Here is a 23,430-nt window from a genome sequence, read left to right as displayed (position 1 = left end):
TATGACTACTAAAAAAAGACATAAAGCTTTACTTGTTTTTCTATTTGTTTTTCTATGTTCTATTTGTATTTATGGAATTAGTGTCGTTTTTAGTTTTTTAAATACAGGAGCAGATCGTGCATCTATACTACACCTCCCGATTGAAAGTGTTCAAGTTTATCTACCCAAAATAAAATGGAGTTCTATAGAAAATCCTGGTAGACCTATGGAAAAACAAACATTAAAAGAAATTCAAAAAGATTACCTTAACGCTTGGCATATAAAAAATATAGCCTATCGTGAAAATAATCCTTATGGACTAAAAGATTATTATACAGATAGTGTTCAAAAGAACTTAATAAACACCATAAAATATAATAATAGTCAAAAATTAAATGTAGAAACTACCACTTTACAACATCAACCTAAAATAAACTTCTACAGTGCAGACGGACAATTAGTAACTTTTACTGATGAAAATGTTGTTGAATATCAACGTGTTTTTAAAGATGGGAAATTTGTTTTTGACACAGAATTATCTTCTACATATCATGTTATGATGCTTTTAGAAGATGGATTCTGGAGAATTCGTCATTTGGTTAAAGACGAAAACGAAAAGAAACTACAAGAAATAAAAGGAAGTCAATTTGCTACGACAAAAAATGACTCTATTTTCTTAAATAACATTCCATTTAAAATACAAGGAATAAATTACTATCCGCAAGAAACTCCTTGGGATATGTTTGGTAAAAAATTCAATACAGAAATTATAGATAAAGATTTTAAATTTATTAGTGATTTAAAATTAAATACTATAAGAATTTTTGTTCAGTATGAAGATTTTGGAAAAGCGAATGTTAAACCTGAAAAATTAAAAAAACTTGAAGAAACTATAAATCTTGCTAAAAAACATAACTTAAAAGTTATTGTTACTTTATTCGATTTTTATGGTGATTATACTGTGCAAGATTGGACTTTAACTCATAGACATGCAGAAAGTATTGTTACTTATTTTAAAGATAATACAACTATAATTGCTTGGGATATAAAAAATGAACCCGATTTAGATTTTAAAAACAGAGGAGAACTGAATGTTTTAAAATGGTTAGAGTATATGACTAAAGAGATAAAAAAACACGACTCAAATCATTTAATAACGATTGGTTGGTCGAATTTTAAAGCAGCTAAAAACTTAACAAACACTGTTGACTTAGTCTCATTTCACCATTTTAACGATAATTTTGAAAATGATTTTTCATCTTTAAAAGAAACTACTAAAAAACCAATACTGGTCGAAGAGTTTGGTGTTCCTTCCTATAAAAGTATTTGGAATTTATTTATGGGTGATTCTAAAAAATCTCAAGCAAAATACCATGAAAAAATGCAAGGTTACTTTACTAAGTACAATGTATCACACATGTCGTGGACGCTTTATGATTTTACAAAAATACCATCTTCTGTAGCAGGAAAAATGCCATGGAAAAGAAACAAACAAAAGCATTTTGGCTTTATCGATAAAAATGGAAACAAAAAACCTTCGTTTGAATTTATTACTCCGAAATAAATTCTGGAGTTTTAACTACATCATTTTTATTTAAAATTTTATCGAAATAATTTAAGTACATCTCTGCTACTTCAGACATAGGTAAAGACGCTGCTGCTTTATAATTAGCCTGAGCTAATTCTAAACGATACACATCATTTGTTACTACATTTTTTATAGCTGTTGCTAATGACTCAACATTATCTGGCTCAAAGAATTCACCTCTATAACCTTCATCTTGAATTAAATCTGTTAAGTCTCCTAAATTAGGCATAATTACAGCTTTACCATAACTACCTGCTTGATGCAAAACTCCAGAACTTCCAGTAGTTGATGTATATGGAAAAACTACTACTGTGCTTTCTCCAAAAATAATAGGAACATCTTCTTCTGCTACATATCCTGTAAAATGTAAACCTGGAACGTGAGCATATTTTTGCTTCATCTCTTCTATATAACCTGGTGTATTTGGGCTATCTGTTCCTGCCACTACAATTTCTAAACTCTCATTAGTTAACTCTCTAACTCTTTCAACAGCTTCAATCATCACCTCTACTCTCTTATAAGTTCCAAATTTTCCGAAAGCCATTACTTTTTTTGGTCCTTCAGGCAAAGCATAATCTGGTTCTGGCGGCATTTCAAAAGTTCCGTGAGGAATTAATATTGCCTTATCTGTCTTATATTTATCTTTTAATGTATCTACGAATTTTTGAATTGTTAGTGCTACATAATCTGCTTTTAATAAAAATCGCGTCAAAATAGTTCCTATTAACCCATAAGTTTTTTGCAACAACTTATTTTTAGTAATTCCTGCACTGTTTAGATCTACTTGTTCTAAAATATTATGTAATAAAACTATTGTTGGAATTTTCTTAAGTTTACTTAAATAAGGCATCATTAAACCTAAAGCTGCAGGTATTTTTTTATCTCCAAACTTTAAAAATTGAAGGTTATACAAAACAGCATCTGGCTTGGTTTCATTTAATGCTTTATTAACTCTAATTAAGTTTTTATAACTATTAAATTTCCAACAATTTTTAATACTTACTTTACAACCTTCTTCTTCAAAAAATAAGTGCTCTTCTTTTACAGTTTCATCGGTTAATAAAATTAACTCTTCTACTCTATGATTTAGTCTGAACTGTTTCACTAAATGATATCCGTACTCATTTAATGTTACTTTACTTGGAGGAAATGCGGTAACTATAGCTAATTTCATATGCTTGAGTTTTTTTTAGAGCACTACTAAATATCTACCTTAACCCACTAAAAAACAACCGATTTCGTTTATAAACATTAAACTTTAGATGAAATACATTTTATTGTAGTTCAGTCTTTTGTTTTTTGAAAGTTTTTAAAAAGAAAAAGAAAAGTTGTACAACTAGCAATACAGACATTGCAATTATTTGTACAATTACAACTTCCTCTAAACTACTATGAAAGTAAATAATTAAAAGTACCTGAGTTATACCTAAAATTCCAGTAATAATTACTGGTATATATTGATCTATTGATAAAAAATAATATGCAAAAACATTAGAGATTGCAAAAATAGAAGTTGCTAATGCATATTTCCATAATAGAGGAGCAATTGCAATATATGCTTCTCCAAATAAAACATTCACTACAAGTTCTGGGAATAAATAACTTCCTAAAACAATTGTAAAAGAAAGAATACTAATGTAGCCAACGTATTTTAAAAGTATCGCACCATGTGGTAATCCTTCTTTCTCTTTATTTACAACAGCAGGAAGTAATAACATTACAAACATCCAAGCTACAAAATACACTACTCTTCCTATTAAAGCGAGTGAAGCATATAAACCTGCATTATAATTATCGAAATAATATTTAACTAATAATATATCGCTATTGTTAATGATTATTTGAGTACACTCATAAAAAGCTGTTAGAATGAAAAATTTTATCACTAACTTTTTTTGAGATTCATTTAATGTTAAAACTGGTTTAAAAGCTTTTTTTAAAGCATAAGGGAACAAACTAAAGAAAAGTGAAATAAGAATTCCTATAGAAATTACTATTGATGACTGCATATTAGATAACAAGTACAATAATAAAATTGTTATTATTAACCTGCTTAACATTTCTCCTTGGTAGGTTATCGATAATTCAACAAATTTTTTATTCCCTTGAAAAAAACCTCTATTTACACTCATTACGAAATAAATAGGAACACCTATTCCGAAAATAGTAAACATTAATGACGTACTTGTATTGAATATTTCTTGAAGATTTTTTGAAAAAGCCACTATTACTATTCCTAGAATAATCCCTACTATTAAAGTCCTTTTGGTAATATATTTTATAAAGCTATCTTCTACTTCACCATCGAAAATCACAGTATATTTAGCGGTAACCAATTGAAAAGTCATTGCAATAAAAGACAAAACCAACAAAAAAGTAATTAGTATTGCTGCATCTGCAAAAGCAGTAGGTCCTAAAATTCTTCCTACAATTAAATTGTATAAATAATTACCTGCATTTACAAACAATGCACTAATCATGAATACTTGTTCTGGTCGAATTGATTTCGGGGATAATAATTTCGATCTCATAAGTTATATCTCTTCTAATTTACATATTTTTAACCTATTAACATATATTTTTTTTAAAAAAGAAAGAAGTATATTTAAGATCACTTTATTTATTATATTAAAATTTTGTAAATGAAAGAAAAACTGTCCCTCATAATTCTTATCATTTGTTTAAACATTTCTTCTTTATTCTCACAAGTGAATATGGATAAAGGTTTTAAAATGCTTGAAACTGGTGATTTTAAAAATGCCAAATTATTCTTCGAAACAGTATTAAAAGAAACTCCTAATAACAAAACAGCTAAACTTTGTTACGGAAGAGCCTTAGGTTTAACTGGAAGTACACAAGAAGCAACTTCTTTATTTTCTAAACTTTTAGAAAAGTATCCAAATGATTTTGAAATTAAATTAAATTATGCAGAATCTTTACTTTGGGGAAAAGAATACCCAAAAGCTAAAGCCTATTACACTACCCTTTTAAAAGAGCAACCTAATAGTTTTAATGCATTATTAGGATATGCAAATACATTGTCTAATTTAAAAGATTATGTACCGGCTTTAGAATATGTAAATAAAGCCTTGGAAGTTTCGCCAAACAATCCAAATGCAATGGTATCTAGAAAATTTATTCGATTAGGTTTAGCAGATCAATTGTTTAAACAAGAAGAACACAATAAAGCTTTATCTATTTTAGAAGACAACTTTAAAGACTTTAAAGATGATAAGCAATCACTTCAATTACAAACAAATATTTACTTATCTCAAAAAGACTATGAAAAAGCAAAAATTAATTATTCTAAAAATTTAAGCACTAAAAAAGATTCTATCATTTCCTTAAACGGATTGTCTTTGATAGCTCATTTAGAAAAAAATGACAGAACAGCATTAAGATTATCAGAAAAAGCTATCAGAAAACTTCCTTCTGATGAAGAAGCTCCATATATAGAAAGAACAAAAGAACGTTATGTACAAGCTTTAGTTTGGAATAAGAAAAACGGTTTAGCTAAAACAGAAATACAAAAACTATATAATGATTATGGTGAACGAAACTGGGTTCATGCATTAAACGCTACTTTGCAAATATATCGTGGTAATGCTTCAGAAAGCATAAACTATTACCAGAAAATTTTAGATAATGACACAAAATCTTTTGATGGTAATTTAGGAATTGCTAATGCTTTTTTTGCAAACACTCAACTTAAAAAAACATATGCTGCGGTTAAAAAAACTCTAGAAATATTCCCTAACCAAAAAGATGCCATATCTTTAGAGAAAAAACTCTTATTACAATTTACACCTCATATAAAGCAACGTTTTAATTATAGTTATGACAGTGGAGATAATGTTTCGTATGCTTCAAACACCTCTATTGAATATCCTTTAAATACACGTTTTACACTAACTTCTAGTTTAGATTTTAGAGATACAGAAAATAAAAACACTGGAGTTTCCACAAGTGCTATTAATTTTAATGGAGGTTTAAACTATGTTCTTTTACCTAGATTGAAATTAGTTTCTAGCATAGGAATAAATAAAGTAGATTCTGAAAATATTAGTTATAATCAATTCTCTGCCAATTTAGCTTTTCACATTAAGCCATTTAATCTGCAAAATCTTGAAATTGGTTACAGTAAACAATTAGAAAGTTTTAATGCTGATTTATTAAATAGAAGAATTGTAAACGATAATTACTATGCAAACTATAATATTAATACAAACTTCAATTTTGGTTGGTTTAATCAGTACTTTTTAACTCAATTAAGCGATGGTAATCAAAGAAACTTATTCTTTACTTCATTATACTATAATTTTATGGCTGATCCAGTTTTAAAAGGTGGATTGAATTATCAATTTATTACTTTTAATCAACAGGTTCCTTCAATATATTTTAGTCCTGAAAAGTTTAACAATGTAGAAATCTTCTTAGAATTATTGAAAGATGCCAATAATATTCTTCCTGAAAACTGGTATTATTGGATTAGCGGAGCTACTGGTTTTCAATTTATAGAAGATAATTCTAAGCAATTAACTTATAGAATTCAAACAAGATTAGGATATAAATTTTCAGATCGATTTTTTGCTCATGTTTTTGGTCAACACACAAATATTGCGTCAGCAACAGTTGGAGGTTTTACTTTTACAAATCTTGGTATTTCTTTGAAATGGTATTTTGGTAAAAGCGCATTAAAATAAAAAACCCTTTTACAAAGCTGTAAAAGGGTTTATCAACCAAATAAATCTAAATGCTTCTATATGAAGCGGGTTTTTCAAATAATGAAAAATAAAATTTTTAAGATTTGGGGTACTTCTATCTACTATAAACTATTCTAAAAAACTTATTAATAATTTAAAAATAAAAAGCATTAAGCATCTTTATTTATTAAAATCGATGTCTACTATATAACTATAGGTAAAATAGCATAAATATTCGACGAACTGTTTTCACAAAAAAATGACTCTAAATGTTTAAATTAAAAAAGCCTTTTGCAATTGGGGATTGCAAAAGGCTCTTATTAATTAACCAAATAAATCTAAACCTTTTTTTATCTAAAAAAATTCAAATAATGAAAAAAACTAAACTTTTATATATATAGGGAATAATATACTTTCTATCTTATACTTCAAAGATAGTACTGATATCTATTCTGATACAGCAAATTTCGACACATAATACAACTAACTAAGCTAAAACTACAATCAGTGTCGTTGAATTGAAATACATGAAAAAATAAAACTATCTAAAATTAAAATAAGAATTATAAAAGCATCTTTATTACTAGAATACCAACTATTTAACTACTTTATCTAAATAATAAAACCTTTTGCAATTGGGGATTGCAAAAGGTTCCATTAATCAACCAAATAAATCTAAAAAACCTTCAACTCTAAGAAGGATATTTTCAAATAATGAAAAAAACAAAAACTTTTAATATATAGGGATTAATATACTTTCTAACTTATACTTCAAAGATAGTATTGAAACCTATTATGACACAGCAAATTTCGATACATAATACGACTACCTAAGCTAAAACTACAATCAGTTTCGTTAAATTGAAATGCATAAAAAATAAACCTATCTAAAATTAAAATAAGAATTATAAAAGCATCTTTATTACAAGAGCATCAATTATTTAACTACTTTACCTAAATAATAAAACCTTTTGCAATTGGGGATTGCAAAAGGCTCCATTAATCAACCAAATAAATCTAAAAAACCTTCAATTTCTAAGAAGGATATTTTCAAATAATGAAAAAAACAAAAACTTTTAATATATAGGGATTAATATACTTTCTAACTTACACTTCAAAGATAGCACTGATATATATTATGATATAGCAAATTTCGACACATAATACAACTAACTAAGCTAAAACTACAATCAGTATCGTTGAATTGAAATACATAAAAAATAAACCTATCTAAAATTAAAATAAGAATTATAAAAGCATCTTTATTACAAGAGCATCAATTATTTAACTACTTTACCTAAATAATAAAACCTTTTGCAATTGAGAATTGCAAAAGGCTCCATTAATCAACCAAATAAATCTAAAAAACCTTCAATTTCTAAGAAGGATATTTTCAAATAATGAAAAAAACAAAAACTTTTAATATATAGGGATTAATATACTTTCTAACTTACACTTCAAAGATAGCACTGATATATATTATGATATAGCAAATTTCGACACATAATATAAGTTCCAAAGTTAAAAACACAATCAATATCGCTAAACTGTAAAAACATAAAAAACTAAATTTTTTAAGAACAAAGTTTTTTTGGATTTAAACTATGAAAAAATTAACCATTCTCTTTTACACGAACAATAACATGTCATTTCAAAATTTGTAACATAAAAAAAACCTTTTGCAATTGGGGATTGCAAAAGGCTTTATTAATCAACCAAATAAATCTAAAAAACCTTCAATTTCTAAGAAGGATATTTTCAAATAATGAAAAAAACAAAACTTTTATGTATATATTATACTTTTAATTTTTAATCTACAATGTAAATATACAACTACCTACATCTGTAAATCTATTTAATTAGTCACTATACGTTTTAGTTTAGACAAACGGTATAAAATATTCGATAAATAGAAAATTTAAACTATCACTCAAAAAATGATAGCTTTTAAATCAAATAAAAAGCCTTTTGCAATTGGGGTCTGCAAAAGGCTTTTTTTAATCAACCAAATAAATCTAAAAACCTTCAATTTAAAGAAGGATATTTTCAAATAATGAAAAAAACAAAACTTTTATGTATATATTATACTTTAACTATTTCTTATTTACACTTCAAATATACAGACAGTTACACTCTAAAAAATATTTTTTAGCTATTGTACATTTAACCTTAGATAAACGGTTTAGTATACTCGTTAAACTGATTTTTCATACTTCATTACTTCATAAAAATGCATAAACTTTTTATAAATATTTTTTAACCTTTGAATTTAAAAAATCAACTTATATTAAAATATAGGATTCCAATTAATAAAAGGAAAGTTTTATTAGACATAATACTTGAGTATAAAGTTATTAAATACGATATACACTTGTATTTAAACTAAAAACACAAACTTAAAATGTTTTGAATAGTGTACGTGGATTTGGGCTCTAAATTATAGAGTTTGAAATAATATTAATAAAAAAAGTCTATAACAAATTTAATCTTTTCATTAATTCAGAACGATTAGATCTACTTACAGGAATAACGTCTTTTTCAATAAGAACACTATTATCTTCTATATCAACTATTTTTTTAAGATTAATAATATATGATCTGTGTACTTTTAAAAATAAGTCGTTTGGTAGTTTTTCTTCTATCTTCTTAAGTGTTGAATGTACTGTATAATTTTTATCTTTAGTTTTAATTAAAATATAGTCTCCTTTTGCCTCAACAATATTTATACTTGGTATTTCAATTTTAATTAATCTTCTATCAATATTAATATACAACTGTTGATCTTCTTCTTTTTCTTTAGATTCATCTTTAGCGGTATTAATTGAATTATTTTGAGTACTAAACGTAAACTTTTTGGCTTTCTCTACTGCTTTAATAAAACGCGGTAAAGTTATTGGTTTAACCAAATAATCTACAATACATTCATATTCAAAAGCATCAATAGCAAACTTTTGATCAGAAGTTGTTAAAATTATTCTTGGAGGATTTTTTAACGTTTGAATTAAATCGAACCCAGTAAAATCTGGCATGTGAATATCTAAAAATATTAGATCAACTTCATTCTGATTTAAATACTTAATTGCTTGTAAAGCGTTAGAAAACTCTTCTAACACATTTAAAGACCCTTCACTTTTACAAAGTTGGTTTACTATTGTTCTTGCAGTAGATTCATCATCAATAATTAAACAATTCATGTATTTAAATAATTTTTACGCATTGTCTAAAAAACTAGACATTTTAGTTAATATTTCTAAGAAATCAGCATGCCCTTTTATAACTCCATTTAAGAGTTCTTTTTCATATGTTACAGCTGATTCATATGATTTCTCTAAGCCTAAAATACTAATTTTATGTTTAATTTTATGAACTATCTCTGCTATTTGTTTAAAATCTTGATTTTCAACATGATTCTCATATGTTTTTATCTCTACTGGTAGTTCATTTTTTAAAATCGAAAGCATTTTCTCTTCAAACTCCTGATCTCCTCCAGATAATTCTTTGATGTAGTTAAGATTTGGTTTCTCCGAATTCATTATTTTATTTGTTAAATTCTATATAAAATGTTGTTCCTACCCCCTCTTCACTTTCCAACCATATTTTTCCATTGTAAACATCAACAATTTTTTTAACAATGGAAAGTCCAATTCCAGTAGAATCTTTATGATTTCCTAAAGATTGAAAAACTTCAAATATTTTATTATGATATTCTTTCTTTATTCCGACACCATTATCTTTAACACTAAAGACATAGCTTTTCTTTTTTTCTTTGACATGAACAGAAATTAATCCTTCTTTTTTATCAATATAGTTAACAGCATTGCTCATTAAATTTTGAAAAAGCTGTTGTATTCTTACCTTATCTGCTTTAATTTTAGGCAAGTTTTTATCAATTTGTATTTTAATATGCTTAGGCACATAAATTAGCTTACTTATGTCATATATTATTTTATAAGTATCAATTTCTTCAGAAGGAGCGCCATCATTGTTGATACTAGAGTAATTAAGAATATCATTAATTAAACGTTCCATTTTTTCAACCACCTCTTGAATCATGTCTATATTCTGAGTTCCTTCCTCCCCTAACTCTACACCGTAGTCTTCTTTCAACCAACTAGTTAAAGCAGAAATACTACGCAAAGGTGATTTTAAATCATGCGAAACAATATGAGCATACTCTTCTAATTCGATATTTCTTTGTTCTAACTTTTTTAATAATTCTTCTTTTTGAGATTCTAACTTTTTTATATGAGTAATATCTAAAACAATACCTATAGAACCAGTAATTTCTCCCTGAATATCAAAATTTGGTGCAGCACTTACTAATAATACTTTTTCCTGATTTAAGTTGTTAATAAATTTAAACTCATAAGAACCAGATTTTTTTCCTTTTTTATCTTTATTTCTTTGCTGAATAAATTCTATAATTTTTTCTTTTTTGAATAAATCTCTAATATCTTTATTAACAATTTTTTCTTCTTCAAAACCAGTCATTTTCATAAAATTATTATTCGCTGATAAAATTTTATTTCTTCGATCTAGTTCAACTAATCCTAGCTTAAGATTAGCAATTATATTGCTATATCTTTTTTTGTGAGTTTCTAAACTTTTTCTGTAATTTCTAGATAATGTAACATCTCTGTATGTCCATAGATGTCCTTTATATTCATCATCTTTAGATATCGGAATATAATCTCTCTCTAAAATCCTACCATCTATTAATCTCAACTCATCACCTAAAACTACTTTCTTATCTTTGATAAGTTTATTAATTCTAGCAGCGAAATAATCTGGTCTTTCAAAAAGATGCTTTGTATCATCCAACATTTTCAAACAATTCAACCCTATTAATTCCATAGGTTCCATTGGAATTGAAAAAATTTCACACATCTTTTTATTAGAAATTACAATTTCTCTTTTTTCATTTTCTAATAAAACGGCACTATCTAAATTCGAAATTAAAGATGTTAATCTATTTTCCGACTCAATTAACTTCTGCTTTGCTAATTTATTTTCTGTTATATCCTCAACAGTAGCTACTTGAAATTTTAAATTACTTTCTGGGCTTTTTACAGAATTCACGATAGTTTTTGCCCATAAAATATCACCATCTTTTTTAATGTACCTCTTCTCTTGAGTAAAATTGTTAATTTCTCCAGAAGATATTTTCCCCCTTAAAATTCTTGATACTTCTCTATCATCTGGATGAGTAAACTCATTTACAGTTAAAGCTCTCATTTCCTCTAAAGTATAACCTAGCATCTTAGTTATTGTATTGTTTGCAAACACAAAATCGTCATCATGTTCTTCAGACAAAACAATTCCGATTGGTGAATTATTAAAAATTATATCTAATTGATGTTTTTGTTCTTCTAATAATTCTCGAATTTTTATTTCCTCAGTAATATCTCTAGCAATACCTTGCGCACCAGTAACCTCACCTTTTCTATTATAAACCAAACTACAGTTAACTTCTAAAGTTTTAATTGTTTTATCTTTAGTAATAATTCTTGATCTATATTTTGAATAAAAACCTTGTTTGACTAAATTTTGAAAAGCTTTTAACGTATATTCATAGTCCTCAGGGTGAACTATTTTCATTAAGTTTAACGGTTTACTTGCGTCATAATTATAGCCAAACATAGCTATAGCTATATCATTCATTTTAATTACATTTCCTTTTAAATCAATTAAAACAAATGCATCATTTATATTTTCAAAAATTCCTTTGAGTTCAGAATCCTTTTGTAAAAGTTCTTCTTGAAATGAATGAGTCTTTTCCTTTAAAGCCTTAATTTTTTGTTCTGATTGACTAATATAAGCCTCTAATTTCTTTTCAGCTTCTAACCTTGCTTTTCTCTCATTCTCTAAAGCCTTTCTTAAGTCATTGATAACGATATCACCCATATTATTTTTTGGATATAGTTTAAAAATAACACATCCCGTAATTTTTCACAGGATAAGTTTGATAAAGATATGCTAACAAAAAAGACTATTAAATATTTATACTGAAATTAACTCATTAGCACTCCAGTAAGATAATACTTTTATTAGTTTATTTTGATAATCTTCATATTTAAGTGGTTTAACCATGTAGCCTGCAATACCTATTTTATAACATTCTAACATATCTTTTTGATTTGTTGATGTTGTTAATATGATAGTAGGTATATATTTTAAAATGTCATCGTTTTTAAGAATCTTTAAAAATTCTATACCATTTATTTTAGGCATATTTAAATCAAGAAGTATAATATTTGGTAAATTGTCTTTATCTTCTAATTTTTTCAAAGCTTCTTCTCCATTATTTGCTTCTATAACACGATGCTTTGATTCTATTTTAGATAAAATCCGATTGAATTTCATTACTTCTATTTGGTCATCCTCAATTAACAATATTGTTAATTTTCTTTGCATTTTTTTTATATTTTTAGGTAGCTTAAACTGCAATTTAATATAATACTATTCGTAATATCATTTCTTTAGTTTAATCTTTTATTTTAAACGATAAAATGTAGAAAAGTATAGACGAGTAGTTTTCTGCATTAACATATGTTTACAACATAAAACATGAACAAAACAACAACAATTACTACTTATATTTTCTTTTTAATTCTCTTCCTTTTTTTCACAAATAATTGTAAACAAAAAGAAAAATCAGATATACACCAATACACTAACTCTTTAATTAACGAATCTAGTCCCTATTTATTACAACATGCGCATAATCCTGTAAATTGGTTTCCTTGGGATAAAAAGTATTTGAACTTAGCAAAAAAACAAAACAAATTAGTGCTATTGTCTATTGGTTATTCTTCTTGTCATTGGTGTCACGTTATGGAAAAAGAAACTTTTCAAGACAAAGAAGTTGCAGATTTTATGAATAAAAATTTCATTAATATTAAGATCGATAGAGAAGAACATCCTAATGTTGACAAAACTTATTTAACAGCTGTTCAAATAATGACAGGAAATGGTGGTTGGCCTTTAAACTGTGTTATTTTACCTGATGGAAAACCAATTTGGGGAGGAACATACTTTAACAAAGAAAACTGGCTAACTTCTTTAAAAGAGATACAACGACTTTATGAAGAAAATCCTGGACGAGCAAAAGGTTTTGCTAATCAATTAACAGACGATTTAAAATCACTACAAGAATTTAATAACACAAATTTAAATCAGGAGTTCTCTAGAGATAAACTTGATAATTTTATATCTAATTGGAAAAAAAAAATAGATTCTATTAATGGGGGTTTAATTGGAAAAAACCAATTTCCGAGAGCTAATAATTATCAATTCTTATTAAGGTATGCCTATCAAAAAGAAGATAAAAAACTAGAAAAATTTATTTACAAAACTTTGAACAAAATGGCTAATGGTGGATTAAATGATCATTTAGCTGGAGGCTTTGCAAGATACACTGTAGATAATAAATGGCATATTCCTCATTTTGAGAAAATGCTTTATGATAATGCACAATTAATTTCTCTTTTTTCTTATGCTTATCAACTCACTAGAAACCCGAAATATAAAGCAGTTGTTTATAAAACCTTAGATTTTATAGATCAAGAACTTTATAACGACGGATTATATTTTTCGTCTTTAAATGCAGATAGCCAGAATGAAAATGGTGAGTTAGAAGAAGGTGCTTATTATACCTGGAAAAAAGAAGATTTACAGCAATTAATCACCACTGATTTTAATCTTTTCGAATCTTATTTTGGAATTGATAGCGTTGAAACTGTTGAAGGAAAACATACGTTAATAAAAGTATATAATGATGACGCTTTCAGTAAAAAACATCAATTATCTGTAGAGGATTTACAACTAAAAATCAACTCATGGACCTCTACCTTATTAAACGCTAGAAATAAAAGAATTAAACCAACTACAGATCAAAAGATTTTAACGTCTTGGAATGCTTTATTGTTACAATCATTTGTAGATGCATATAAAGTTTTTGGTGATCATAAATTTAAAAAGAAAGCGATAGAATGTTCAGAAACCATTAAAAAGAAAGCAATCTCTAATACCGGAGAAATTACAAGAAGCGTTACAACTACCGATAAAAATATTAAAGGATATTTAGAAGATTATGTTTTATTGACCCAGAGTTTTATTTCTCTTTATGAAATTTCTTTAGATGAAAAATGGCTTCAGGAAGCAAAAAAAATTACTGAGACTACTTTTACAAATTTCTTTAATACAGAAAATGATTTCTTTAACTACACTGCTAAAAATAGTGATCAATTAATTTCTAATAACTTTGAGATTGAAGATATTGTAATTCCTTCTTCAAATTCTGTAGCTTGTAAAAATCTTTTCAAGCTTGGGCATTATTTTGGGAATAATGAATATTTAAAATTAAGCGAAAAAATGCTACAAAAAATGTTACCTAAAATAGAAAAGTATCCGCATATTTATTCTAACTGGTTAGATTCTTATTTGAACTTAAGTTATCCTTTTTATGAAACAGCCATTTCGGGTAAAAATGCTTTGAATACATTAAAAGAACTACATCTAAATTACATTCCAAATCATTTAATAATTGGAAGTATGGAAAATAGTGACTTACCACTATTAAAAGGGAAATATAATAATGAAAAGACTTTGATTTATGTTTGTGAAAACAAGACTTGCAAATTACCTACGGAAAATATTAATAAAGCAGTGTCTTTATTACAAAAGAACTAATTAATTGTTTTGGAGAAATACTGAGTAATCGTGAATATTCATAATACCTGAAGTGTATGGTGCATTATTTTCTTTATTTGTTTCATCTATACTTTCAATAAATTGATTTAAACTTTTTAATTGAACTTTTCCTTCTGTGGTATTTGGGAAATAATACAGATTTGTTTGGGTACCTTCTTTCTGAATAACAAGATTACTTTGCTCAGATTTTGAATAATAATTCACTCCTATTTCCGATTCCTCTTGAAGTTGGAAGGTTCCTGTTCTTAAAATTTCTTTATCTATTCCACAACCTTCTTCTGTAAAACTAAAAAGTATTGTTTTCGGAAATGAAATAGGGTTTACATAAGGAATATTAAACTTTATTGTTGTTCTATAACAATCTGGAGCTCCACAGTCAAAACCGTGCAAATCGAACACTAAATTGAACTCTAAAGATTCTTCATTTCTATGAATTAAATTTCTTAAATACAATTCAGCCAACAGACTATTTTTAAGATTTTCGTCTGGTTTAGAAGCTAACAACTTTTGACGAAGTTCTTTTCGTTCTTTTTCTAAACGCTGTTCTTTCTCAAGAAGTTTTTCTTTAGGTTGATTTACCTCTTCTTTAGTTGTAATAACTTTTTCAATCATTTTATCTTCTTGTTTCTTTTCACCACAAGAAAATAAGATACAAGCTACTAAGATTAAAGCTACTCTCATAATTTTTCTTTCGACAAAATTACATCATCTATCCAAACTTTTCGATTACCTCCTCCTTTTTGATAATCTACCCAGCCTAACGTAACTTTTTCAAAGACAGGAAAACTCCATTCTCCATTATTTCCATTTTCTAAACAACCTTTATCAAAAGATTGATGCTCTTTTAAATCGTGAACTAATTCTTCATTAATCCACAATCGCATATTGTTAGTTTTTCTATTTACATACCAGTTTACAACAAACCATTCATTTTCTGGAATTTTCACTTTAGTATGATCCCAACAATCTGACTTTATTGGGTTTGTATCGTAATTTGCCATTAAACATTTGTGATGTTGTCCACCGTAACGAACCTCAGCATAAAAACCTTGAGCTGTTTTACCACTCGTTTGAATCATTGTCCAATGAATTCCATCTGGCGAAGCTTCTTCAACAAACATTTTTAAACTTCCATAATACTCATATTGCTTTATTAATTTTTCACTTGAAAAAGATAAAAATGCACGATTATCATATCCTTCTCCAGAAACAAACTTTAAAGATTTATTTCCTGAAACATGTTTTAAAGAATCTATTTCTATTGTACCATTTCCTGATGTTTCCCAAGGAAAAAAAATAGTTTGACCAACTGCATAAGTTTCAAAATCGTCTTCTATAATAATTTGATTTCTAAATTTTTTACAAGAAACCAAAGACAATAGAACTAAAATCACACTAAGGTTTTTCATAATTTTAAATAAATGAAGTACACATTCTAACGATATGATATGGTGATTTCCACATGGTAACTTTAGGTACAATTATTGGTTTTCTATCTACAGATAACTTTTCATGCCACTCACCATTTTCGTTATCAATAAAATATTTCTTGGTAAAATTAAATAACTTATTTAGATATGTTAGATATTTTTCATTTTTCGTAAACTCATAAAGCTTTTGAAAAGCAATAATAGTTTCAATTTGCATCCACCATTGAAACTCTTTAATGAAATTTTTATTTTTTACATTTTGAAACATATATATACCTCCTACTTCGTCAATTAACTCCATTGAAAGTTGACAATAATTTTCAAGTTTAGTAACTAACTTTTCTTGAAGTTTATGTTCATCAACCAACTTTGAAAAATCTAACAACATAGAAGGAACTTCAGCGTTATGTCCAATTGAAATATTTTCAGTTTTTGATTTCCAGTTCTTATCAAAATCTAGCTCACAAAACTCATTTTGATGTAGAAATTTATTCATTAAAATTTCAAATAAATTCTGAATTCGATCTTTAAGTTGATCTGTTTTATAAAATCTATAAAGATTAGTATATGCTTCCAAAAGATGCAAATGAGTTCCTAAATTTATTATCTCTCTATTTATTTTTAAATCACATGTTATTTCGCTTAAATAAAAATTACATTTTTCTTCATAAAAATTATCTTCAATAAACATAAATAATTCAACACATTCATTCTTTACAAACTCATTTTCAGAATACAAATAATACTCTGTAAATGCCAATAAAGTATAAGCCTGAGCTATCGCTTTTTTATTTCTCTTTATAGACCTCCCCTTATAATCAACATTCCAAAAATATCCCTGATGAATTATATCTAAAAAATGATTTTGTATGTATAAATAACTTCTCTCTATACATATAGAAAACTGTTCAGTTTTTAAATGATTTGCCACTTTTGCAAAAGACCATAACAATCGAGCATTTAAAATAATTCCTTTATCACTATTTGCTATAGGATTACCATAAAAATCAAGTTTACCATAAAAACCTCCATGATTAAAATCATGAGTTTTTGCAGACCAAAAACTCATGACTTCTGAAAGTACAGCAATCATTTCTTCTTTTAAAGAATACATTTAAAAACTGGTTAATTACTTTCTGCTGTTCTTTGGATTTTTAACTCTTCTTCGATCTCTTTCATTCTTTTTTGAGTTAATGGATAAGCTAATAATGCCACAACACCTAACAACACAAATACCGCTGGAACAATACTCATATTTAGTTTAATTCCTTGTAACATTTCTGCTGTTTTGACAGCTGCTTGTCCGTCGTAGTTATATAAATTCAGAACTGCTAAAGTGATAGCTCCTGCTACACCTCCACCGAATTTCATAGCAAAAGTTCCTGCAGAAAAAATTAACCCTGTAGCTCTTCTTCCGTTTTTCAACTCTGAATAATCAGCAGCGTCACCTAACATTGCAAAGAATAAAATGGGCATTAAACCTGCTCCGAATTCTGAGATAATTCCTAAAGTAAAAATGGAACCTATTTGATTTGCTTCTAACCAATACATTGCAGCAACAGAAGCTGCAGAAAATAAAATACTAAAAATGAATAATTTTACTTTCCCAAAAAACTTAGTTAAAGTTGGAGCAAAAAATGTAGAAATCATAGAAATAACTAACAGTGATAATAAATACAAACCTGCTAATCCGTTTTTACCACCCCAACTCGTTAAACTTCCGAAGAAATTATTTTCATCATTCACATAATGTGTAAAATAGAACATTATTGAACTTTGCTTAATAATGTTGTATGTAACAAATACAAAACCAATAAATAATAAAATTAACCACGGTTTATTATTTGCTAAATCTTTATAATCTTTTGATAAATCGCCTGTTTCAACAGATTTCACACGCTCTCTTGTAGTATAAAAAGTGATCAAAGAAAAACACACTAAAACAAATGCCAACACATACATAGTGTATTGATAGCCTGAATTTTTATCTCCATTTCCTAAAAAGTCAACTAAAGTAATTACACCAATAGTAGCAATTATACCTCCTAAATAGGCTCCAAAAAAGCGAAAAGAAGATAACACTGTTCTTTCTTTCTGACTCGTCGTCATTACTCCCATCAAAGCAGAATATGGAACATTATTCGCCGTATACGCGAGAATATAAAATATAGACGTTGCATATGCCCAGAAAATTTTTCCTCCTAAACTTAAATCGGGAGTTGTAAATCGTAATACTAAAGCTACACCTAACGGCAAAGCTGTCCAAAGTAACCATGGCCTGAATTTCCCCCATTTTGTTCGGGTTCTATCAGCAATATTTCCCATGATTAAATCTGTTGCTCCGTCTCCTAAGCGAACTACCAATAACAATGTTGCTACAGCTGCCGTTCCTAATCCGAAAACATCGGTATAAAAAATTGGTAAGAAAGGTCCCATTGTCCTCCATGCAATATTAGCTGCTGTATCTCCTAAGGCATAGCCTATTTTTTCTTTTAATGATAGTTTACTTAATTCTGACATATACTTTATTTGTATTTGGTTGTTTCTCTATGTATTAAACTGGTATCGATAACTAAAGTTTTGTTTTCTGACACGTCTTTTTTCTCTATTCTGTCTATTAATAACTGTAAAGCTCTTTTTCCGATTTCTTCGGTATGTTGGCTTATCGTTGTTAATTTTGGATTGGTAAAAACCACTACATTCTTTCCTGAAAAACCTATGATAGAAAGTTCTGAAGGCATTGAAATGTTGAATTTCCTAGCAATATTTAATGCAACTACACCTAACACATTATCAATTGCAATTATTGCATCAATATCTTTATTTGCTGCCATGATTTTTTCAATACTATCATCGACATTAGCGTCGTTAGTAACTTCAAGAATTATTGGTGAGTTTTTATATGAATTAGATTCTTCAATTGCTTTTTTATAACCATCTACTCTTAACTTTCCAACATTTAATCCTGTTAAAGAATCTAAGAGTATAATCTTTTTTCTTCCTTCAGAAATTAAATAATTCGTTGCTTCGTAAACAGCTTTTAAATCATCGATAATCACTTTATCACAATCGATAGATTTTATAAAACGATCGAACATTACCACAGGTAATCGATTGTATAACATTAATTCTTCTAAATGTTCTACTTCACCTGAAGTTTGCGTTTCTTCTGCTACAGAAATTAAAAATCCATCTACACTTCCATCAGTTAAAAGCTCGATACTCTTTTTCTCTTTATCGATAGATTCATTTGAAATACAGGTAATAACACTGTAATCGCGTTTAGAAGCTTCTTGCTCTATACTATGAAGTGATCTTGCAAAAAATGGATTCAAAATATTTGGTAAAACAACACCAATGGTTCTTGTTTTACTTTTCTTTAGACTTAGCGCAGCTTTGTTTGGTTTGTAATTATATTTTTTTGCTAATTCTTTAACTTTAGCAATGGTATCTTCACTTATTTCGTAACTATTGTTTAATGCTTTAGAAACAGTAGATATCGATACATTTAATTCTTTGGCTAAATCTTTTAGTGTAATCATGGCTTAAACGAGTAATGATAAAATGGTTATTATAGTAAAACTTGTTAAAGCTAATATAGTTGTCATTACCGTCCAACTTTTAAACGTTTGTTTTTCTGTTAATCCTAAATATTTTCCAACGAGCCAAAATCCACTATCGTTAACATGAGACATTATTGATACACCAGAAAATACAGCAATTACTAAAGTAGATTTTCCATTATCACTTACTCCCATTAAGATGATAATTTTACTACTCATAAACGAAACTACCTTTTAATCCTTCTGCAGAGTTTTTTCCGATCCAAACATTAAAATCTCCTTTTTCTACTCCGTAAATAAGTTCGCTGTTGTAATATTTTAAATCTTTCACTCCAATAGAAAAACTTACTTTCTGTTCTTCTCCTTGCTTTAAACTTACTCTTTTAAATCCTTTTAATTCTTTTACAGGTCTTGTTATGCTTCCAACAACATCTTGCACATAAAACTGTACTAATTCTTCACCGTCTCTTTCACCAGTATTCTTTACAGTAACCTCAACAGTTATTTCATTTGTATCAGTTAATTTATTCGTTGATAATTTTAAATTACTGTACTCAAAAGAAGTGTAACTTAAACCATAACCAAAAGGAAAATGAGGCGTGTAACCCGCATCTAAATAATGAGAAGTATTACCTAAAGAACTTTGCCAAGCTCCTACAGGAATATTGTTCATTTGCACAAACTCTTTTGGAATTGCTGGTCTTCCTGTATTTTTATGATTATAATACAATGGCAATTGACCTGCTACTTTCGGCCATGTAACTGGTAAACGCCCTTGAGGCTCTTTTACACCAAACAGCATGTCGTGAATAGCAGGTCCTCCCATAGTTCCTGGATGCCAAGCCATTAAAACAGCATCGACATCGTTAATAATATTTGTTAATGTAATTGGTCTACCTGCCATGATAACCAACACAATTGGTTTTCCTGTTTTTGCCAATTCTTTAATTAATTTTTCTTGCGCTCCTGGTAAATCTATATTCGCTCTACTATGCGCTTCACCAGAAAGAATTGCTTCTTCTCCACCAATAAAAACAATAACATCTGATTTTTTTCCTGCGGCGATTGCTTTTTGAAAATCTTTTTCAGACAAATCTCTACTGTACGATAATCCTTCTACGAAGTTGTAATTCACATTTGTTTTTTTAAAACTTGCTATTGGAGTTATTGTATGGGTTTTATCTCCATCGAAAGTCCAAGTTCCTAATTGTTCTCGTGGTTTATCAGCTAATGGTCCGATTACGGCAATTTTAGTTTCTTTTCTGAAAGGCAAAATATTTCCTTCATTTTTTAATAAAACAGAACTTTCAATTACAGATTTTTTTGCCAATTCTAAATGTGATTCAGCATATAAATTTCCAGTATGATTTTTATCTCTATTCGGATTGTCAAATAATCCCATTCTAAATTTTACTCGTAAAATCTCAGCTACTAAACTGTTGATTTGAGTTTCGTTTAATTTTCCTTCTTTTAGTAAATCTTTTATATGATTTTCATAGGAATTACTAGTCATTTCCATATTTAAACCAGCTGTAATTCCAATTTCAGCAGCATGTTTTTCATCTTTAGCAAATCCATGAGGAATCATTTCAGTTACGGAATTCCAATCACTAACTACAAAACCATCAAACTTCAATTGTTCCCTTAAGATATCTTGCAATAACTTTTTATCACCAGAAGCTGGAATTCCGTTAGTTTCATTAAACGAAGTCATTACCGTTTGACTTCCTGCTTCAAAAGCCGCTTTAAAAGGAGGCAAATACACATTTTGCATTAACTCCTTATTAAGGATTGCTGTGTTGTAATCTCGACCACCAATAGCTGCTCCGTAACCAATAAAATGTTTTGCACAAGCAATCATACTTGTAGAACTTGTTAAATCTTCTCCTTGAAAACCTTTTATATATGCTGTTGATAATTTTGATGCTAAATACGGATCTTCACCAGGAGATTCTGCGATTCTTCCCCAACGACTATCTCTAGCAATATCTAACATTGGAGCGAATGTCCATCGAATACCTGAAGATGAAGCTTCTACTGCAGCTACTCTTGAAGAAGCCTCTACAGTTTCTGGATTCCAAGATGCTGCCAATCCTAAAGGAATTGGGAAAATTGTTTTAAAACCATGGATGACATCTCTAGCAAAAATTAATGGAATTTGATTCGGACTTTCCTCTGTTGCAATTTTTTGTAATTCATCTACATAATCCGTATTCATTACATTTAAAAAAGCTCCTACTTTACCATCTCTCACCGCTTGTTTTAATTCTTCTGGTAACGAACCTTTTACTCTACTCGATGTTCCTCTTAAATTTAATTGTCCGATTTTTTCTTCAATGGTCATTTTAGCCAATAAAACTTGAACTTTCTCTTCAACAGGGTTATTACTTGTATTTTTTGTTTCTTCATTTTTACATGAAACCAACACTAATGCAAGTGTATATATGATTAATTTGGTTATTTTCATTTAAATAGTTGTTTATTTTAATTCAGCAATTTGAATACTTGGTTTCTTAAAAAAGTTGCTTTTAACTCCTTTTTCTTTTAGTTTAATTTTGAACACCGAACCTGCTAAAGGAAATTGTTTTTTCTCATCATCAGTCATATCTACAGAAGCTGTAGTTATGTATAATTCATCAAAATTATCGCCACCAAAAGCACATGAAGTTACGTTGTGTGCTGGTACTTTAATTTTCTTCTCTAAGGTTCCTGTTTTTGGATTGTACTTTGCCACAGCATTTCCATTCCACATACCAACCCATAACATGTCTTGATCATCTATTGCCATTCCATCAGGAAAACCATCTTTTGGATCGACAGTTACCACTACTCTTTCATTAGAAATTTCACTTGTTTTTTTATCATAATCGAAGGCACGAATTGTTCCTTTAGGTGTGTCGATATAATACATAGTAGATTTATCTTTTGACCAAACAATTCCATTAGAAATTGTAATTCCATCTAGCATTTTATCACTCTCTCCTTTTTCATTAATTTTATACAGGTTCGCATTTGGTTTATTTTGTGCTAAATGCATTGAACCTACCCAAAGATTTCCATTCGGATCACACTTTCCATCGTTAAAACGATTTTCCGTAATATCTGACTCAACATCTGACAACAACGATAATTCTTTAGTTCTTGTATTTACAACATAAATTCCGTCTTCTAAAGCTACAATAGCTTTATTTTTGTCTTCACTTGGGACAACAGTACCAATTCTACAAGGCATTTCTATTGAAGAATTCTGCTTTGAACTTGGATTATAAATATGTAATTTCTTTCCTTCTATATCGATCCAATACAATTCTTTAGAAATATGATTCCATATTGCTCCTTCTCCTAATTTTGCATCAATTTTAAACTCTAATTCTGCTTGTTCTTTAACTTGTTTTACATTCTCTTTGCACGCTATCGCGTTTAAAATTACCAAAAGGACTATTATTTTCTTCATC

At 28.1% G+C, this 23,430-nt stretch carries 17 protein-coding genes; 3 read left to right on the top strand and 14 right to left on the bottom strand.

Features of this window, described 5'->3' with window-relative positions; translation table 11 throughout:
- The first annotated feature begins 1 nt into the window (after position 1).
- Positions 2 to 1,543: a glycoside hydrolase 5 family protein gene (locus tag AC2TEO_RS16690; RefSeq protein ID WP_442265909.1), complete on the top strand. Its 1,542-nt coding sequence runs from the start codon at positions 2 to 4 to the stop codon at positions 1,541 to 1,543.
- Here AC2TEO_RS16690 and AC2TEO_RS16685 read toward each other — a convergent pair.
- Together AC2TEO_RS16685 and AC2TEO_RS16680 are read right to left on the bottom strand one after the other, a co-directional pair.
- A complete protein-coding gene (locus tag AC2TEO_RS16685; RefSeq protein ID WP_442265908.1) occupies positions 1,530 to 2,741 on the bottom strand; it encodes a glycosyltransferase in 1,212 nt (403 codons plus the stop codon). The genes AC2TEO_RS16690 and AC2TEO_RS16685 overlap by 14 nt on opposite strands.
- Positions 2,742 to 2,841: 100 nt before the next feature.
- The gene (locus AC2TEO_RS16680) at positions 2,842 to 4,047 is read right to left on the bottom strand and encodes an oligosaccharide flippase family protein (protein ID WP_442265907.1); all 1,206 of its coding nucleotides are present in this window, start codon (positions 4,045 to 4,047) and stop codon (positions 2,842 to 2,844) included.
- A 162-nt stretch (positions 4,048 to 4,209) separates the two neighbouring features.
- Here AC2TEO_RS16680 and AC2TEO_RS16675 point away from each other — a divergent pair, with 162 nt between their 5' ends.
- The gene (locus AC2TEO_RS16675; RefSeq protein ID WP_442265906.1) at positions 4,210 to 6,270 is read left to right on the top strand and encodes a tetratricopeptide repeat protein; all 2,061 of its coding nucleotides are present in this window, start codon (positions 4,210 to 4,212) and stop codon (positions 6,268 to 6,270) included.
- A gap of 2,471 nt (positions 6,271 to 8,741) precedes the next feature.
- Here AC2TEO_RS16675 and AC2TEO_RS16670 read toward each other — a convergent pair.
- From AC2TEO_RS16670 to AC2TEO_RS16655, 4 genes are all read right to left on the bottom strand, one after another.
- Positions 8,742 to 9,464, bottom strand: coding sequence for a LytR/AlgR family response regulator transcription factor (locus AC2TEO_RS16670; protein ID WP_442265905.1), 723 nt, complete (start codon positions 9,462 to 9,464; stop codon positions 8,742 to 8,744).
- Positions 9,465 to 9,479: 15 nt separating this feature from the next.
- The gene (locus AC2TEO_RS16665; protein WP_442265904.1) at positions 9,480 to 9,803 is read right to left on the bottom strand and encodes an Hpt domain-containing protein; all 324 of its coding nucleotides are present in this window, start codon (positions 9,801 to 9,803) and stop codon (positions 9,480 to 9,482) included.
- A gap of 4 nt (positions 9,804 to 9,807) precedes the next feature.
- The gene (locus tag AC2TEO_RS16660) at positions 9,808 to 12,174 is read right to left on the bottom strand and encodes a PAS domain-containing sensor histidine kinase (protein ID WP_442265903.1); all 2,367 of its coding nucleotides are present in this window, start codon (positions 12,172 to 12,174) and stop codon (positions 9,808 to 9,810) included.
- A gap of 96 nt (positions 12,175 to 12,270) precedes the next feature.
- A complete protein-coding gene (locus tag AC2TEO_RS16655; RefSeq protein ID WP_442265902.1) occupies positions 12,271 to 12,684 on the bottom strand; it encodes a response regulator in 414 nt (137 codons plus the stop codon).
- A gap of 153 nt (positions 12,685 to 12,837) precedes the next feature.
- Here AC2TEO_RS16655 and AC2TEO_RS16650 point away from each other — a divergent pair, with 153 nt between their 5' ends.
- Entirely contained in the window at positions 12,838 to 14,961 is a 2,124-nt protein-coding gene (locus AC2TEO_RS16650; protein ID WP_442265901.1) for a thioredoxin domain-containing protein, read from the top strand.
- On the opposite strand, the gene AC2TEO_RS16645 is transcribed toward AC2TEO_RS16650, so the two are convergent.
- The 8 genes from AC2TEO_RS16645 to AC2TEO_RS16610 are packed head-to-tail and all read right to left on the bottom strand — an operon-like array spanning position 14,962 to position 23,429.
- Complete coding sequence (locus AC2TEO_RS16645) at positions 14,962 to 15,663, bottom strand: hypothetical protein (RefSeq protein WP_442265900.1); 702 nt, start codon at positions 15,661 to 15,663, stop codon at positions 14,962 to 14,964.
- Positions 15,660 to 16,391, bottom strand: a complete 732-nt coding sequence (locus AC2TEO_RS16640) for a hypothetical protein (protein ID WP_442265899.1) — start codon at positions 16,389 to 16,391, stop codon at positions 15,660 to 15,662. Before AC2TEO_RS16640 ends, AC2TEO_RS16645 begins: the two co-directional genes overlap by 4 nt.
- Positions 16,392 to 16,395: 4 nt before the next feature.
- Entirely contained in the window at positions 16,396 to 17,526 is a 1,131-nt protein-coding gene (locus AC2TEO_RS16635; RefSeq protein WP_442265898.1) for an AGE family epimerase/isomerase, read from the bottom strand.
- 11 nt (positions 17,527 to 17,537) lie between these two features.
- Positions 17,538 to 18,932: an MFS transporter gene (locus AC2TEO_RS16630; protein WP_442265897.1), complete on the bottom strand. Its 1,395-nt coding sequence runs from the start codon at positions 18,930 to 18,932 to the stop codon at positions 17,538 to 17,540.
- 5 nt (positions 18,933 to 18,937) lie between these two features.
- Entirely contained in the window at positions 18,938 to 19,954 is a 1,017-nt protein-coding gene (locus tag AC2TEO_RS16625; RefSeq protein WP_442265896.1) for a LacI family DNA-binding transcriptional regulator, read from the bottom strand.
- Positions 19,955 to 19,957: 3 nt separating this feature from the next.
- Entirely contained in the window at positions 19,958 to 20,194 is a 237-nt protein-coding gene (locus AC2TEO_RS16620) for a GntT/GntP/DsdX family permease (RefSeq protein ID WP_442265895.1), read from the bottom strand.
- Positions 20,187 to 22,442: a glycoside hydrolase family 3 N-terminal domain-containing protein gene (locus AC2TEO_RS16615; RefSeq protein ID WP_442265894.1), complete on the bottom strand. Its 2,256-nt coding sequence runs from the start codon at positions 22,440 to 22,442 to the stop codon at positions 20,187 to 20,189. The genes AC2TEO_RS16620 and AC2TEO_RS16615 overlap by 8 nt, the downstream gene beginning before the upstream one ends.
- A gap of 12 nt (positions 22,443 to 22,454) precedes the next feature.
- Positions 22,455 to 23,429 (bottom strand): SMP-30/gluconolactonase/LRE family protein, encoded by a 975-nt coding sequence (locus tag AC2TEO_RS16610; protein ID WP_442265893.1) that lies wholly within the window; start codon positions 23,427 to 23,429, stop codon positions 22,455 to 22,457.
- Position 23,430: the final 1 nt, after the last annotated feature.

The organism is Tenacibaculum aquaeponti (assembly GCF_057221555.1).
The sequence above is the reverse complement of the archived record's forward strand: the minus strand, read 5'-3'. Positions and strand labels throughout refer to the sequence as shown.